We start from the raw sequence: 13,750 nt of genomic DNA, 5'->3' as shown, positions 1-13,750 counted from the left end.
GGTGCTGCGTCTTCTGTCGTTCGCCCTGTTCCTCGTGTCCTGGTGGATTGCCGCGCTGTTCGTCGGCGGCGCGAAGCTGCCGTCCCCGCCGGCCGTGCTCGAGGTGATGATTGCGGAAGCCTCGTCCGGCGCGCTGTTCCTGCATCTCGGCGCCACGCTGGCGCGCGTCGCGCTCGCCTTCGTGCTGGCAATGTCGCTCGGCAGCGCCATCGGATACCTGATGGGACGGGTCAGGCTCGCCGACCGGCTCGGCGATCCCTGGCTGATCCTGCTGCTCAACCTGCCCGCGCTGGTCGTGATCGTGCTGGCCTATATCTGGGCCGGCCTGACCGAGACCGCTGCGATCGCAGCGATCGCCATCAACAAGCTCCCGACCGCCGTCGTCACCCTGCGCGAGGGCACCCGCGCGCTCGACCGCTCGCTCGACGAGATGGCAAGCGTGTTCGCGATGCCGCGCTGGCGCGCATTCCGCCATGTCGTGCTGCCGCAGCTTGCGCCCTATATCGCGGCCGCCGCCCGCTCCGGACTGTCGCTGGTGTGGAAGATCGTGCTGGTCGCCGAACTGCTCGGACGTCCGAACGGGGTCGGTTTCGAGATCGGCGTCGCCTTCCAGCTGTTCGACACGCCACGGCTGCTCGCCTATTCGCTGACTTTCGCCGCGGTCGTGCTCGTGATCGAAACCTTGCTGGTGCAGCCGTTCGAAGCCCGCACAACACGGTGGCGGCCTCGTGCGGCTTGAGGTCGACATTGCGGGCAAGACGTTCACGAGTGCCGCGGGCGGGACCCACGAGGTGCTCGCGCCGCTCAAGTTCGCGCTCTGCCCCGGCGAGGTCGGCGTACTCATCGGTCCGTCCGGCTGCGGCAAGAGCACGATGCTGCGCATCATCCTCGGGCTCGATAGCGATTTCAGGGGCCATATCGCGCGGCCGCCGCGGGCGCGGATCGGAATGGTGTTCCAGGAGCCCCGGCTGCTGCCGTGGCGTTCGGTCGAGCAGAATGTGCGGCTGGCTGCCCCTGATGTGACCGAGCCGAAGCTGTCGGAGCTGTTCAGAATTCTGGAGCTCGAAGCGCATCGCAGCCACTTTCCCGGTGAGTTGTCGCTTGGTCTTGCCCGGCGCGTCGCGCTCGCCCGCGCTTTCGCGGTCGAGCCTGACCTCCTGGTGCTCGACGAACCCCTCGCCTCGCTCGACGACGCCCTCGCCGGCCGCTTGCGCGACGAGATCGCAATGCTGGTGGCGCGACGACCGGTGATGACGCTGCTCGTGACCCATAGTCTCGACGATGCGATCCGGCTCGGCGACCGTCTGTTCTTCTTGTCGCCGCGTCCCGCACGGATCGTACAGGAGCTTCCGATCGCCATCCCGCGCGCCGCGCGCAGCGAAGCCGAGATTGCGGCGATGAGGACCGAGCTTGCACGGCGCATCCAGGCGGAACAAGGCGGCGTTCACGCCGGGCGGGATGTCTCATAGGCAACCGCGCGAGGCCCGTGCTAAACTGGGTCGCAGCGGAGTCTGCTGATGAAGCGAAGGATCGCCCTGACGGCACTTGGCCTTGCTCTGCTCGCGACAACGACGCGTGCGCAGGACATGATGCGCGATGTCGATCTGACGTCGCCCGCCATGGTCTCCGCCGAGATGAGCCGGCAGGAGGTCGAGGCCGCGCTGGCCAAAGCGAGCGCCGGCGCCCCCGCCGATTTGACCGGCAAGCGGTTATCGGGGCTCGATCTCAGTGGTCTCGACCTGGCCAACGCAATTCTCCGTGCGGCACGGCTCAACAAGACGAAACTCGCCGGTGCCCGGCTTGATGGCGCGATCCTCGATCAGGCGTGGCTGCTGGAGGCAGATCTCACGGGCGCGAGTCTGAAGGGCGCCAATTTGTTCGCGTCACAGATGGCACGTGCTCGCCTCGACGGCGCCGATCTGACTGGTGCGCGCATCACGGCAGATCTCACCGGCGCGAGCATGGTCGGCACGTCGATCGCGGATGCGAATCTCGGTGCCGACATGCGCAACCAGTCGATGGGGCTGATGCGCGCGGTGCTGAGATCCGCCAATATGGAACGGCTGAACGCACGCAACGCCGATTTGTCACGCGTCGACCTTGAATTCGCAGTCCTCAGGGGCGCCGACCTGAGCGGTGCATCGCTGAAAAACGCTCAACTCGGCGGGGCCGATCTGACCGGCGCCATCGTCATCGACGCCGATTTCGACGGCGCCGATCTCGCCTCGGCGAAGCTGATCGCGCCGATCGGCCTTGACCGCGCCAAAAATTTCGACAAGGCAAAGAACCGCGAACGCCTGATCAGGGAATGACGGCGCGCCTGTGGGAGGACTGCTTGATGCGTTGGGTTCTGGCATTGATCGCGTTGTCGACGCTTGCCGGCGACGCCGCCGCGCAGACCAAGGGCAAGGGCGTAAGGCTCTGGAACCTGACGACGGAGACGATCTCCGGATTCCAGCTCTCACCGGCCGGCAAGACCGACTGGGGCCCGAACCAATGCCTGAACGACAAGGACAAGGAGGTCGACCACGACGAGCGGCTGCGCATCACCGGCGTCGAGCCCGGCCGCTACGATGCCAAGGTCGGCTATCCCAACGGACGCCAATGCGTGGTCCGCGACATCGAGATCAGGGCCGACGCAGTGTTCTCGATCGCCGACAAGGATTTGAAGGACTGCACCAAATAGCTACCCCTCATGGTGAGGAGCGCGAAGCGCGTCTCGAACCATGAAGGCCCGGCTGATGCAGCTCGGCCCCGATCCTTCGAGACGCCGCTACGCGGCTCTCCAGGATGAGGGGCTACTGCCCGTGACTCGGCCCGATCAACGCCCGCGGCTCACGCCTTGTCGTTCGGGTGCGGATATTCGCAGCGCCACCGCACCGCCTGCCACTTCGGATGCTCGCCGACCCATCGCGCGATATAGGGCGGCGCGGCCATCGCGCATTGCCGCGGCGACCCATCATAGCTGAACATCAGATGCTGCTCCTCGCAGGTCGCCGGCGAGAGTACCGCACACACAGTCACCACCAGGTCAATCGGGCTCATGCCGGGATCCTCTCGCAAGGGCGACTAAGATTAGCACAAAGAGCTACGCTCGATGGAGAGGTAAGTTTCAATTTGGCGGGGGGAATGAGCTGGAACTGGCTCAGTCAGTTCGCTGCTGGCGAAACGCAAAACGCCGCCACATCGTCATGGCCGGGCTTGTCCCGGCCATCCACGCCTTGACTCACGGCCTAAAGAACGTGGATGCCCGGGACAAGCCCGGGCATGACGCCCACCTTCTAGAAGTTCACCCCGAACACCATCCGGGCCTGGTGGCGTTCGAAATTGACGAGGTCGAGATTTCCGCCCGATCCGGCCGGACGTCCCCAGGCCTGCGTGCTCCAGCTCAAGGTCAGCCGTGAGCGCTCGGACAATTGGAAATAAGCGGTCGGGCCGACGAACAGGGCCTGGCCGGAAAACTCGCCAAGGCCGATCCCCTCATATTGCCGGAAGTAGCGCAGCTCCCCGCCGAGCAGCACGTTGGACCGCACACGCACGAGGCCGGCCAATGCCGCCCCGACCGTCGAGCTCTTCTCGGACACGCCCGCCACCTCGAAGCGCGCCCATTCCGGTTGATAGATCAGGTTGAGAGCGCCGATGGCGAAGTTCGGAATGAGTTCGCGGTCGAACGCCAGCGTGAATTCGGTGCCGTACATCCGCCCTTTCGCGCCGCTGGTCTCGTCGATGCGGTCGCCATGGAGCTCGGTTGCGATGGTGAGGCCGAACGGCGCACGCGCGCGGTCGAGCAGGCGGTAGCGCAGATCGAGCGAGGCGCCTTGGAAATTGAACTGGCGGCGGTCGTCGATATCGGGGACGCCGGTGATGTCGTGCAAGCTCGCGGTGCCGCCGACCTCGATGCGGAAGTTCGGCAGCGGCACGACCTCGATCTCGAATTCGTTCTCGAGGGCGCGATATCTGCCGCCGCCCTTGCCGAAGCGTCCCGTGGTCTGGCTCTGGAATTCGCGCTCGCCGGGATTGCCGACATCGGTGCCGATCATGAAGCCGAAGATGTGCTCGGTATCGAAGCCATCCTCGGCATGCACATGCGCCGGTGTCAGCGCGACCGCGCAGGCAGCAATAGTCCAGAAGCTGTTGGCTCTCGCGCGCATTCCCGACACTACCACGGCTTCGACGGCGTTTGCCATCGAAGCCGCGGCAGGTCGTCAGTCTTACTTGCGCGAAGCGCAGGCGTACATGTTGATTTCCATGCCGACCGGCACTTCCACGATCTTCGGAGCTTTCCAAGCCATTCGGGGTCTCCCCAAGGTATTGAGCGCGACATCGCGCGGCGCAAAACCTAGGGCTGCCTCAGATGCAGTTCAAGCCTCGATTCGCCTGCCGAGCGCGTCTGTGTCGATTCTTCGCGGCTGCATTTCTCTCTCGGACAAAGCCAGTTCTCTCTTGGTCAAGCACGACCTGCGGAAACGCTGGCTGTGCGACGCACCGCGCGTCGAATCGACACGAACGATACCGCGCCGTCAGCAGTCCTTGTCGGCCGTTGCCGAGCCGCTCGGCTTGGCGCCTTCGGCCCGCTGAGCCGCCGTCGGCTCGCTCTGCATTTGCCGCTGCGCATCTTCGGACGACGCCGGCGTTTCGCCGCTGGCACGATTCATCGTGCTGGTCGGCGGATGCTGGCTGGAGTCGCCGGCCGAACCGGACGAGTGCGATTGCGCTGCGCCCACGGTGACCGGACCAGAGCCAGCATCCTTGTCGGTGCTGGCACTGCCCGTGTTGCACGGGCCGGCGACGGCGAGGCCGGCGCTCAGAGTCAGGATCGCGCAGGCGGCAAGAACGGAATGTTTCGTGTTCATCTGCATCTCCTCTTCTCCCGCCGCGCGGCCCCGGCGCCGGGCAGGATATCGCGGAGAGAACAGACCGAGCTGCCCGATGTTCCGAGTGCCGGCTCGCAAAAAGCCGCCCTCGTCACGTTTGTTCCGATTGTCTCGTCCCGCTCAGCGCAACAATCGCACAAGCGCGCGGCCGGCACGCGAGTTCAGCTCCTTCGCATCCAGCGTTCCATCCTTGTCGGGGTTGGCCGCATTGAAGCGCTGCTCGACCACGGACAGGTATTCGTCGAGCGTCAGTGTCCCGTCGCGGTCGGGATCGGCGGCGGCGAGCTCTTTCGCCGTCAACCGTCCGCGCAATTCGCGCGCATCGAGCGTGCCGTCGCGATCCGGATCGAGCTTTGCGAACAATCCGGCCGCCGCCTTCTTGACCTCGGCCAGATCGAGCGTGCCGTCGTTGTCGGTATCGAACAATTTGACCGCATTGCCGGAGGCCGGCCACGCCGGACCCGACAACAATGCAATCGAGAGCGCAAGTGCAACTGAGCGACGCGAAATCATCAAGACCTCCAGACAAAGAGCCCCGGTGCGGGACGGGTCAGCAACGAGATAAATCCGCAAGCGGGTCTGATTCAAGTCCGGAATTACAACTTGCGCGCGCCACAACTCACGAATCCCCGCGGCTCGACCAGCCCACTGGATCGGAGCTGCGTTGCGGCGCGGAATTTCCCCAGCGTCTCTGCACAAGTCGGCCGGTTTCCATGAGGTGACCGGCAATTGCATTCGCCGATATCGGCACGACACTTGCGACTTTCGTATTGACGCGTTTTTGTTTCCGACGGAGTGTTAGTGCCGCAGCGTCAAAAGGCGCGCATATTGGGAGGGACGGATGAAACGCTTTGCGATGGCCGCGGGCCTCGTCATGCTTGCGTCGACGTGTGCAAGTGCACAGACCACCGAGCAACTGGTCAAGGGCGCGACCGACACATCGAATGTTCTCAATTACGGGATGGGCTACCATCTTCAGCGTTTCTCGACGCTGAAACAGATCAACAAGGACACGGTCAAAAATCTCGTCCCGGTCTGGAATTACAGTTTCAATGACGATCGGAGTGAGGAATCCCAGCCCATCGTCTATCAGGGCGTCATCTACGTGACCTCGCACAATGCCACGATGGCCGTCGATGCCAAGACTGGCAAGCAGATCTGGAAGAGCAAGATCGAATATCCGGCGGAGACGCCGCGAATCGTCTGCTGCGGTATCATCAACCGCGGCGTCGCGATTCACGAGGGCAAGTTGTTCCGTACGACGCTCGATGCCCACGTGGTCGCCATCGACGCCAAGAACGGCAAGGAGCTGTGGCGGCAGAAGGCGGCCGACATCAAGGAAGGCTATTCGATGACGGTCGCCCCGCTGGTCGCCGACGGCGTCGTTATCACCGGCATCTCCGGCGCCGAGTTCGGCACGCGCGGCTTCATCGACGGCTGGGAGCCCGCGACGGGTAAGCACCTCTGGCGCACCCATTCGATCCCCTCGCCGGAGGAGCCCGGCGGTGACACCTGGAAGGGTGACACCTGGAAGCTCGGCGGCGGCTCGACCTGGATCACGGGCTCTTACGATCCGGAACTGAACACGATCTATTGGGGCATCGGCAATCCCGGCCCGTTCAATTCTGCGGTCCGGCCCGGTGACAATCTCTACACCTGCTCGGTGCTGGCACTGGATCCGAAGACCGGCAAGATCAAGTGGCACTACCAGTTCTCGCCGAACAATCCGTTCGACTACGACGCCGTCGCCGAGATGGTGCTTGCCGACATGACGATCGAGGGCAAGCCGACCAAGGCGCTGCTGAATGCCAACCGCAACGGCTTCTTCTACGTGCTCGACCGCACCAACGGCAAGCTGCTCGCGGCCAATCCTTACGTCAAGGTGAACTGGGCGACCGGCGTCGACATGAAGACGGGCCGTCCGATCGAGACCGACATTTCCAAGGACGCGCGCGAGGGCAAGAAGGTGACGGTCTATCCGTCCATCCTCGGCGGCAAGAACTGGGAGCCGATGTCGTTCAATCCGCAAACTGGCCTCGCCTATGCCAATACGCTCGCCTTCGGCGGCAGGTACAAGACCGAGCCCGTCACCTACAAGCAGGGTGAATGGTATCTCGGCATGGATCTGACCGATCTCTGGGAGTACGGGGACGGGCCGCGCGGTCATCTCAAGGCCATCGATCCCATGACCGGCAAATCGAAGTGGGAAGCGCCGAGCGACATTCCGCGCTTCTCGGGCGTGCTGTCGACCGCGGGCGGCGTCGTGTTCTCAGGCGCACTGACCGGCGAGTTCGAGGCCTTCGACGCCGACACCGGCAAGAAGCTCTGGCAGTTCCAGACCGGCTCCGGCATCGAGGGACAGCCCGTGACCTGGCAGCAGGATGGAGTGCAGTACGTCGCCGTGACGAGCGGCTATGGCGGCGTCTACTCACTGTTCTCCGGCGACGAGCGGCTTGCCAAGGTGCCGCCCGGCGGTTCGCTCTGGGTCTTTGCAGTCAAGCAGTAACCACGGCTGCGATGCTGAAACTGATCTCTCACAAGACGGTGGCGAGCCTCGCCACCGTCGCGGTGCTGGCGGTCGCGCTTGCGGCGACCGTTCGTGCCGCGGACGACGCGAACGGCAATCCATTGCAGGCTCAGATCGACCATGGCAAGTCGACCTATGCCTCGAAATGCTCGCACTGCCACGGCCCCAATCTGATGAACTCTGGTACAATCACGCCGGACCTGCGCGCCATTCCCGACGACAAGACGCGCTTCGTCACCACCGTGAAGAACGGCAAGAACAACAAGATGCCGCCCTGGGGCGATATCCTCTCAGACGACGAGATCGGGAATCTCTGGGCGTTCGTCTCCAGCCGGAGAAAGCCATGAGACGATGCCTCTCCATCTGGAGCGTCGCGGCGATCCTCTTGGCAGCGCCTCTCGTTGCGAGCGCGGCCGCCGCCGAGGATCCGCTCAAGATATGTCTCGATGAAGACCGGCCGCCGCTGTCGGTGCATCGAAAGGGCAAGCCGGATGCCGGCTTCGACGTACTGCTGGCGCAGGCCGTGGCCGAACGCCTGCGACGGCCGCTCGCGATCCAATGGTTCGAGAGCAGGCTCGATGAGGATTCCAGCCCGCAGCTCGAGGCCAACGCGCTGCTCTCCGATGGGCGCTGCTCGCTGGTCGGCGGCTACGCGCTGACGCAGGATTCGCTCGTCGTTCCCGGGATGAAGACGGCGCGCCTGCCGGACTTCGCCGGGGCCACACGCGACGACCGGCGGCGCCGCGTCGCCCTCGGCGTGCTCGCGCCAAGCCAGCCCTACATCTATTCGCCGATGACGGTGGCGCTGGGGCCGAAGGCCAAGGGCCGCAAGATCGGCGACATCGGCGATCTTGCCGGGCTTCGCCTAGTCATCGAAAGCGGCTCGCTCGGCGACGCCATCCTGATGACCTTCGACAAGGGGCGGCTGATCGACAGCATCACCCATCTCGTCCCCGGCCGCGACGATCTCCTGGGCGCTCTCGAGCGCGGCGACCATGACGCGACCCTGATCGATCTCGCCCGCTTCGACGCCCATCGCGCCGCGCACCCCGACACGGCGATCACGGCGTCCGGCTATTACTATCCGATCGGCGCCAATCGCGGCTATGTCGGGCTTGCCAGCGACGGCGCGCTGATCGAGGCCGTCAACAAGGCGCTGAGCGCCCTCGCGGCCGAGGGCAGGATCGCCGAATTCGGCAGGCAGGCCGGCCTCACCTATCTGCCGCCGCGCGAGCCCGCCATTCTGGGCGACGTCTGGACCAAGATCATTCAGCGGTGACTGGCAAGGCCAGGCTCTGCCGGCAGCGCTGCGCTGCGTCCGGGGCACGAACGCCGCGCTCGCCATGTCACACCCCTGTCCGACGGAATGCGCCAATCTGTCTCGCCTGACGCCCATGGCAGCGCCGGCCTGGTGCAGTACCCTGCCCGGAATCGGGAGAGAATCATGTCCAAGAAGATTGATCGCCGCCACTTCATCGCCGCCGGAGCCGGCGCATTCGCGATGCCTTTCGTCTCGCGCAGCGCCTCGGCGCAAGCCGCATCACAAGGCACCTGGCCAACGCGGCAGATCCGCATGATTTGCAGCTATCCTGCCGGCGGGCAGACCGACCTGCTCGCGCGCGCCTATGGCGAATTCATCTCCAAGCAGGTCGGCAAGACCGTGGTCGTCGAGAACAAGCCCGGCGCTTCCGGCGCGATCGGCACGGCGGAGGTCGCCCGCGCCGAGCCGGACGGCCACACCATCCTGTGCTCGATCTCGACCACTTACATCATAAACCGGGTGGTGATGAAAAATCCCGGCTACGACATGGACAAGGATCTGACCCTCGTCAGCGTCATTCCGGGCGCCGGCCTGTTGCTGGTGGCCAACCCGAAAACCGGGGTCAAGACGCTGGAGGATTTCGTCGCCTTCGCGCGCAAGAGCGGCAAGGTGAATTTCGGCACCTACAGCGCGGGCTCGGCCCCGCACATGACGATCAACGAGCTCAACAAGCAGTACGGTCTCAACATCGAGCCGATCCATTACCGCGGCGAGGCCCCGATGTGGACCGGGATGCTCGAAGGCACGCTCGATGCCGCCATGGGAAGCTACACGGCTGCCCAGTCGGTCCTGCAAAGCGATCGCGGCACCGTGTTCGCGGTGCATTCGAAGAAGGTCGACACGATCCCGACCATCAAGACCCTCCCGGAGCAGGGCGCGACGTCGAAATTCTTCACCGTAAGCGGATTCACCGGCTGGGCCGTGCCTAAGGCGACGCCGCAGCCAGTGGTCGACCGCCTCGCGGAGCTCTGCGTCGCGGCCAACAACGATCCGAAAGTGAAGGAGGTTCTCACGACCTTCGTGCTCGAGCCCGCCATCGGCTTCAAGGAGACCAACGAACTCTATCAACGCGAATTGCCGATCTGGATCGAGAGCGCGAAGTCCCTCGGCCTCGAGCCGGCCTGAGTCTCCGGGCCAGCGCCGGTCGCCCCTTCGCGGCCCGGCGTTCGACCAAAGCCTAGTGCCGGACACGCATTTTGCCGCTATGATTGCCCGCCTCTGCGGACAACATGGGCCGATCGCATGACACCGGATGCAGTCGCCGTCGCCGTTATGATCATCCTGCTCTTTCCGATGGGCTATTTCACGCTGGCCTCGCCCGCCTTCCTGCTGGTGAAGCTCGATATCCCGCCCGTCGCGCAGCTGCTGCGCGGAATGTTCAACGCCCATTTTCTGGCAATGCGCGTTGCCGGACTCATCGCGACGGTGGCTTTGCTGCTCGATGGTCGCCCGCTCGCCGCGATCGGCGTTGGCTTGCTTGCAGCTCTCGCGATCGGCGGGCGCCGCTGGTTCTTGCAGCGGATGGACGAACAGCTCAGCGCCAGCGAAGCCGGCGATACCAGTGCCGCAGGTCGGCTGCGCCGGCTGCATTGGAGCGGAATGCTCTGCAACGCCGTGCTGCTTGCCGCTCTCCTGGCCAGCATTCCCTACATTTCCGCGTCGGCGTGAGCGGCATTTGGTCGGTCGAGCGACGTGATTGCCGCAGCGGCTTCGCCACCGTCTGATCTAATGCTCGTTCGAGTTCGCCGCGCTCTGCTGCGCCTTGTGGATCGAGGACGGCACCACACCGAAATATTTCCGGAATACGCGGCTGAAATGCGATGAGCTGGAGAAGCCCCAGGAGAACGCGACGTCGGTGATGGTCTTGCCGGCGTGAGCCTCGAGCTCCTGGCGGCAGTTCTGCAACCGCGCCTGCCAGATGTAGTCGCTCACCGTGGTGCCGCGCTCCGAGAACAGCATGTGCAGATAGCGCTTGGAGCAGCCGAGCTCGGCGGAGATCTGGTCGATGCACAGATCCGGATCGCGCAGATGCTCGCGGATGAAGAACTGCGCGCGCACATACATCGCTTCGGGCCCGACCCGGTCGAACATCGTGTCGGCTTCGCGCAGCGGCAGCAGCAGCAGGTCGATCAGCGAATCGGCGACGCCGACCGCGCTGTTCGCCGACAGCTTGGCCGCTTCGTCAAAGGTCGCATGGACGAAATCGTGGGCGATCCGCCCCGTGCCCGTCTTCGCCGACAGCTTGCAGGCGGGCATCCGCTGCGAGGGGAAGCCGCGGTCGCGCAGCAGCGCCTTCGGCACGATCACCACGTCGTGACGCGTGAAGGCCGGGCTGATGATCGAATGCGGGCAGGAGACGTCATAGGCGATGATATCGCCTGGGTTGATCTCGATGTGGCGGCCTTCCTGTTCGAAATAAGACACGCCGTAGGTCTGGAAGTGAATCTTGATGTAGGGGTGCTCATTGGCCTTGGCGCGTGCCAGCGTGTGCGCGATGCGATGCTGGCTCACCTCGATCTGGCAGAGCTTCAGGCGCGAGACGCTCGTGTAGTCGATGCGGCCTTCGAGCGAGGATGCTTCCAGCGGATCGACATCGAAATGCCCGCACAGGCTCGTCAGCCCGTCGATCCAGCTCTGGATCTGGCGCTTCGGCGTCATACCGGTCGTCGAGAGCGTGTGAATGGTGTCGGACATCAATCCAGCCACTGTTTTGATCCGGAGATTCGACGCGAATCGCGACCAGCGCTTGCTGAAGCCCTCAGCCGTGATTGCGTGACGTTTACCTCGAATTTGAGCGGTCTGTTGGCACGAGCGCCACCATTCCATTGCCACCCTTGAAAGTTAATCCTCCGCCTTAGTTGCAGCGCCGTCAAGGGGAACCTGAGCGTCGAGAGCGCCCTCCAAGCCGCGCGGAAGCCGCTGAATTCGCTACTGCAAAATCAAATTCTTTTCCCCCGTGCGCTGTCGAGCAAACCGGCTTCTCTCTTGGGCAAGTTTCCCGTTGACGAAGTCGTTAGGGATTGCGGCAGGAACAATAAGAACGGGCCGCTCCTGCACGTGGACCCGTGGCTCTCATCAGGAGGAGGAAACAGCACAGCATCGTTTCTGGTCCCAATCGTGACCGCCCTGCACGAGCAGACGCCGGACGAGAAGCCCGGTGAATCGATATTGCTTCGGAAACAATAAACGAGACCAACGGAGGAATGACTATGCGCAAGGTGCTACTGGCGACCTTTCTTGGCTCAGCGGCGGCTCTCGCCGTCGGGAGCGCGTCCGCCAATGACGAGCTGATCAAGATGTCGCAGAACCCGAAAGACTGGGTGATGCCGGCCGGCGATTACGCCAATACCCGCTATTCCAAGCTCAACCAGATCAATGCCCAGAACGTAGGCAAGCTCCAGGTGGCTTGGACGTTCTCGACCGGCGTGCTGCGCGGCCACGAAGGCGGCCCGCTGATCATCGGCAACATGATGTACGTCCACACTCCGTTCCCGAACAAGGTCTACGCCATTGACCTTTCGCAGGAGAACAAGATCGTCTGGAAGTACGAGCCGAAGCAGGATCCGAACGTCATCCCCGTGATGTGCTGCGACACCGTTAACCGCGGCCTGGCCTACGGCGACGGCAAGATCTTCCTGCATCAGGCCGACACCACCCTCGTCGCGCTCGATGTCAAGACGGGTCAGGTGGCGTGGACCGCCAAGAACGGCGATCCCGGCAAGGGCGAGACCGGCACATCGGCACCGTTGGTCGTGAAAGACAAGGTGCTGGTCGGCATCTCCGGCGGCGAATTCGGCGTTCAGGCCCACATGACCGCCTACGACATCAAGACCGGCAAGCTGGCATGGCGTGGATATTCGGAAGGACCGGACGACCAGCTTCTGGTCGATGCCGAGAAGACCACCGCGCTCGGCAAGCCGATCGGCAAGGACTCGAGCCTCAAGACCTGGCAAGGCGATCAGTGGAAGATCGGCGGCGGCGCCACCTGGGGCTGGATCTCCTACGATCCCGAGCTGAACCTGATCTATTACGGTTCGGGCAATCCCTCGACCTGGAATCCGAAGCAGCGTCCCGGCGACAACAAATGGTCGATGACGATTTGGGCGCGCAATCCGGACACCGGCCTCGCCAAGTGGGTCTACCAGATGACGCCTCATGACGAATGGGACTATGACGGCGTCAACGAAATGATCCTCTCGGATCAGTCGATCAACGGCCAGCCGCGCAAGCTGCTGACGCATTTCGACCGCAACGGCCTCGCCTACACCATGGACCGCGCCACCGGCGAACTGCTGGTCGCCGAGAAGTACGATCCGAAGGTGAACTGGACCTCCGGCGTCGACATGGACAAGAACTCCCCGACCTACGGCCGTCCGAAGGTGGTCACCCAGTATTCGACGGAAGCGGGCGGAGAGGACAAGAACACGAAGGGCATCTGCCCGGCCGCGCTCGGCACCAAGGACGAGCAGCCGGCAGCCTACTCGCCCGACACGCAGCTGTTCTACGTTCCGACCAACCACGTCTGCATGGACTACGAGCCGTTCAAGGTGAGCTACACCGCGGGCCAGCCCTATGTGGGCGCGACCCTCTCGATGTATCCGCCTCCGGGTGAAACCCACATGGGCAACTTCATCGCCTGGGACAATAAGACCGGCAAGATCGTGTGGTCGAACAAGGAGCAGTTCTCGGTCTGGTCGGGTGCGCTCGCAACCGCCGGCGGCGTGGTGTTCTACGGCACGCTCGAAGGCTACCTGAAGGCGGTCGACGCCAAGACCGGCAAGGAGCTCTACAAGTTCAAGACTCCCTCCGGCATCATCGGCAACGTCACCACCTATGAGAACGGCGGCAAGCAGTACGTCGCAGTGCTCTCTGGCGTGGGCGGCTGGGCCGGCATCGGCCTGGCAGCAGGTCTGACCGATCCGACCGCAGGTCTCGGCGCAGTCGGCGGTTACGCGGCCCTCAGCAATTACACGGCACTCGGCGGCACCCTGACCGTGTTCTCGCTGCCGAACTAGGCCCATCAGCATC

At 64.0% G+C, this 13,750-nt stretch carries 16 protein-coding genes; 10 read left to right on the top strand and 6 right to left on the bottom strand.

Annotation, left to right across the window (positions count from 1 at the left end):
* Window position 1 precedes the first annotated feature (1 nt).
* From AC066S_RS18000 to AC066S_RS17985, 4 genes are read left to right on the top strand one after another with little or no spacing between them, the layout of a single operon-like run.
* Complete coding sequence (locus AC066S_RS18000; RefSeq protein ID WP_126255579.1) at window positions 2–739, top strand: ABC transporter permease; 738 nt, start codon at window positions 2–4, stop codon at window positions 737–739.
* Complete coding sequence (locus AC066S_RS17995) at window positions 729–1,469, top strand: ABC transporter ATP-binding protein (RefSeq protein ID WP_135169659.1); 741 nt, start codon at window positions 729–731, stop codon at window positions 1,467–1,469. Before AC066S_RS18000 ends, AC066S_RS17995 begins: the two co-directional genes overlap by 11 nt.
* Before the next feature lie 48 nt (window positions 1,470–1,517).
* Window positions 1,518–2,312, top strand: coding sequence for a pentapeptide repeat-containing protein (locus AC066S_RS17990; RefSeq protein ID WP_167767530.1), 795 nt, complete (start codon window positions 1,518–1,520; stop codon window positions 2,310–2,312).
* Between the two features lie 26 nt (window positions 2,313–2,338).
* Window positions 2,339–2,686 carry a hypothetical protein gene (locus AC066S_RS17985; protein WP_126255576.1) on the top strand — a complete coding sequence of 116 codons (348 nt, stop codon included), beginning with the start codon at window positions 2,339–2,341 and terminating at the stop codon, window positions 2,684–2,686.
* A gap of 149 nt (window positions 2,687–2,835) precedes the next feature.
* Here the strand turns inward: AC066S_RS17985 and AC066S_RS17980 are convergent, their stop codons facing one another.
* From AC066S_RS17980 to AC066S_RS17960, 5 genes are all read right to left on the bottom strand, one after another.
* Window positions 2,836–3,045: a hypothetical protein gene (locus tag AC066S_RS17980; protein ID WP_135169661.1), complete on the bottom strand. Its 210-nt coding sequence runs from the start codon at window positions 3,043–3,045 to the stop codon at window positions 2,836–2,838.
* Window positions 3,046–3,281: 236 nt separating this feature from the next.
* The gene (locus AC066S_RS17975) at window positions 3,282–4,187 is read right to left on the bottom strand and encodes a hypothetical protein (protein ID WP_135169662.1); all 906 of its coding nucleotides are present in this window, start codon (window positions 4,185–4,187) and stop codon (window positions 3,282–3,284) included.
* Window positions 4,188–4,211: 24 nt separating this feature from the next.
* Window positions 4,212–4,292, bottom strand: a complete 81-nt coding sequence (pqqA, locus tag AC066S_RS17970) for a pyrroloquinoline quinone precursor peptide PqqA (RefSeq protein ID WP_008562446.1) — start codon at window positions 4,290–4,292, stop codon at window positions 4,212–4,214.
* Between the two features lie 228 nt (window positions 4,293–4,520).
* Entirely contained in the window at window positions 4,521–4,859 is a 339-nt protein-coding gene (locus tag AC066S_RS17965; protein WP_126255573.1) for a hypothetical protein, read from the bottom strand.
* Between the two features lie 135 nt (window positions 4,860–4,994).
* Entirely contained in the window at window positions 4,995–5,387 is a 393-nt protein-coding gene (locus AC066S_RS17960) for an EF-hand domain-containing protein (RefSeq protein WP_126255572.1), read from the bottom strand.
* A 328-nt stretch (window positions 5,388–5,715) separates the two neighbouring features.
* Here AC066S_RS17960 and AC066S_RS17955 point away from each other — a divergent pair, with 328 nt between their 5' ends.
* From AC066S_RS17955 to AC066S_RS17935, 5 genes are all read left to right on the top strand, one after another.
* On the top strand, window positions 5,716–7,380 hold the full coding sequence (locus AC066S_RS17955) for a methanol/ethanol family PQQ-dependent dehydrogenase (protein ID WP_126255571.1): 1,665 nt from the start codon (window positions 5,716–5,718) through the stop codon (window positions 7,378–7,380).
* 11 nt (window positions 7,381–7,391) lie between these two features.
* Complete coding sequence (locus AC066S_RS17950) at window positions 7,392–7,748, top strand: c-type cytochrome (protein ID WP_135169663.1); 357 nt, start codon at window positions 7,392–7,394, stop codon at window positions 7,746–7,748.
* Complete coding sequence (locus tag AC066S_RS17945) at window positions 7,745–8,680, top strand: type 2 periplasmic-binding domain-containing protein (RefSeq protein WP_126255569.1); 936 nt, start codon at window positions 7,745–7,747, stop codon at window positions 8,678–8,680. The genes AC066S_RS17950 and AC066S_RS17945 overlap by 4 nt, the downstream gene beginning before the upstream one ends.
* A 165-nt stretch (window positions 8,681–8,845) precedes the next feature.
* Window positions 8,846–9,847 carry a tripartite tricarboxylate transporter substrate binding protein gene (locus tag AC066S_RS17940; protein ID WP_135169664.1) on the top strand — a complete coding sequence of 334 codons (1,002 nt, stop codon included), beginning with the start codon at window positions 8,846–8,848 and terminating at the stop codon, window positions 9,845–9,847.
* Window positions 9,848–9,964: 117 nt separating this feature from the next.
* Window positions 9,965–10,390, top strand: a complete 426-nt coding sequence (locus AC066S_RS17935) for a hypothetical protein (protein WP_135169665.1) — start codon at window positions 9,965–9,967, stop codon at window positions 10,388–10,390.
* Window positions 10,391–10,447: 57 nt separating this feature from the next.
* On the opposite strand, the gene AC066S_RS17930 is transcribed toward AC066S_RS17935, so the two are convergent.
* Window positions 10,448–11,416: a helix-turn-helix domain-containing protein gene (locus AC066S_RS17930; RefSeq protein ID WP_126255566.1), complete on the bottom strand. Its 969-nt coding sequence runs from the start codon at window positions 11,414–11,416 to the stop codon at window positions 10,448–10,450.
* A gap of 515 nt (window positions 11,417–11,931) precedes the next feature.
* On the opposite strand from AC066S_RS17930, the gene xoxF5 reads away from it, so the two are divergent.
* Window positions 11,932–13,737, top strand: a complete 1,806-nt coding sequence (gene xoxF5 / locus AC066S_RS17925) for a lanthanide-dependent methanol dehydrogenase XoxF5 (protein ID WP_126255565.1) — start codon at window positions 11,932–11,934, stop codon at window positions 13,735–13,737.
* Window positions 13,738–13,750: the final 13 nt, after the last annotated feature.

This window comes from Bradyrhizobium sp. CFUWI (assembly GCF_056429085.1).
This window is presented reverse-complemented; position numbering and strand designations above follow the sequence as displayed.

What these genes read in the sequence shown, in the direction of transcription:
- AC066S_RS17990 (WP_167767530.1), top strand. Translation starts at nt 1,518, where the DNA reads ATGAAGCGAAGGATCGCCCTGACGGCACTTGGCCTTGCTCTGCTCGCG.
- AC066S_RS17985 (WP_126255576.1), top strand. Translation starts at nt 2,339, where the DNA reads ATGCGTTGGGTTCTGGCATTGATCGCGTTGTCGACGCTTGCCGGCGAC.
- AC066S_RS17980 (WP_135169661.1), bottom strand. Translation starts at nt 3,045, where the DNA reads ATGAGCCCGATTGACCTGGTGGTGACTGTGTGTGCGGTACTCTCGCCG.
- AC066S_RS17975 (WP_135169662.1), bottom strand. Translation starts at nt 4,187, where the DNA reads ATGGCAAACGCCGTCGAAGCCGTGGTAGTGTCGGGAATGCGCGCGAGA.
- pqqA (WP_008562446.1), bottom strand. Translation starts at nt 4,292, where the DNA reads ATGGCTTGGAAAGCTCCGAAGATCGTGGAAGTGCCGGTCGGCATGGAA.
- AC066S_RS17965 (WP_126255573.1), bottom strand. Translation starts at nt 4,859, where the DNA reads ATGCAGATGAACACGAAACATTCCGTTCTTGCCGCCTGCGCGATCCTG.
- AC066S_RS17960 (WP_126255572.1), bottom strand. Translation starts at nt 5,387, where the DNA reads ATGATTTCGCGTCGCTCAGTTGCACTTGCGCTCTCGATTGCATTGTTG.
- AC066S_RS17955 (WP_126255571.1), top strand. Translation starts at nt 5,716, where the DNA reads ATGAAACGCTTTGCGATGGCCGCGGGCCTCGTCATGCTTGCGTCGACG.
- AC066S_RS17950 (WP_135169663.1), top strand. Translation starts at nt 7,392, where the DNA reads ATGCTGAAACTGATCTCTCACAAGACGGTGGCGAGCCTCGCCACCGTC.
- AC066S_RS17945 (WP_126255569.1), top strand. Translation starts at nt 7,745, where the DNA reads ATGAGACGATGCCTCTCCATCTGGAGCGTCGCGGCGATCCTCTTGGCA.
- AC066S_RS17940 (WP_135169664.1), top strand. Translation starts at nt 8,846, where the DNA reads ATGTCCAAGAAGATTGATCGCCGCCACTTCATCGCCGCCGGAGCCGGC.
- AC066S_RS17935 (WP_135169665.1), top strand. Translation starts at nt 9,965, where the DNA reads ATGACACCGGATGCAGTCGCCGTCGCCGTTATGATCATCCTGCTCTTT.
- AC066S_RS17930 (WP_126255566.1), bottom strand. Translation starts at nt 11,416, where the DNA reads ATGTCCGACACCATTCACACGCTCTCGACGACCGGTATGACGCCGAAG.
- xoxF5 (WP_126255565.1), top strand. Translation starts at nt 11,932, where the DNA reads ATGCGCAAGGTGCTACTGGCGACCTTTCTTGGCTCAGCGGCGGCTCTC.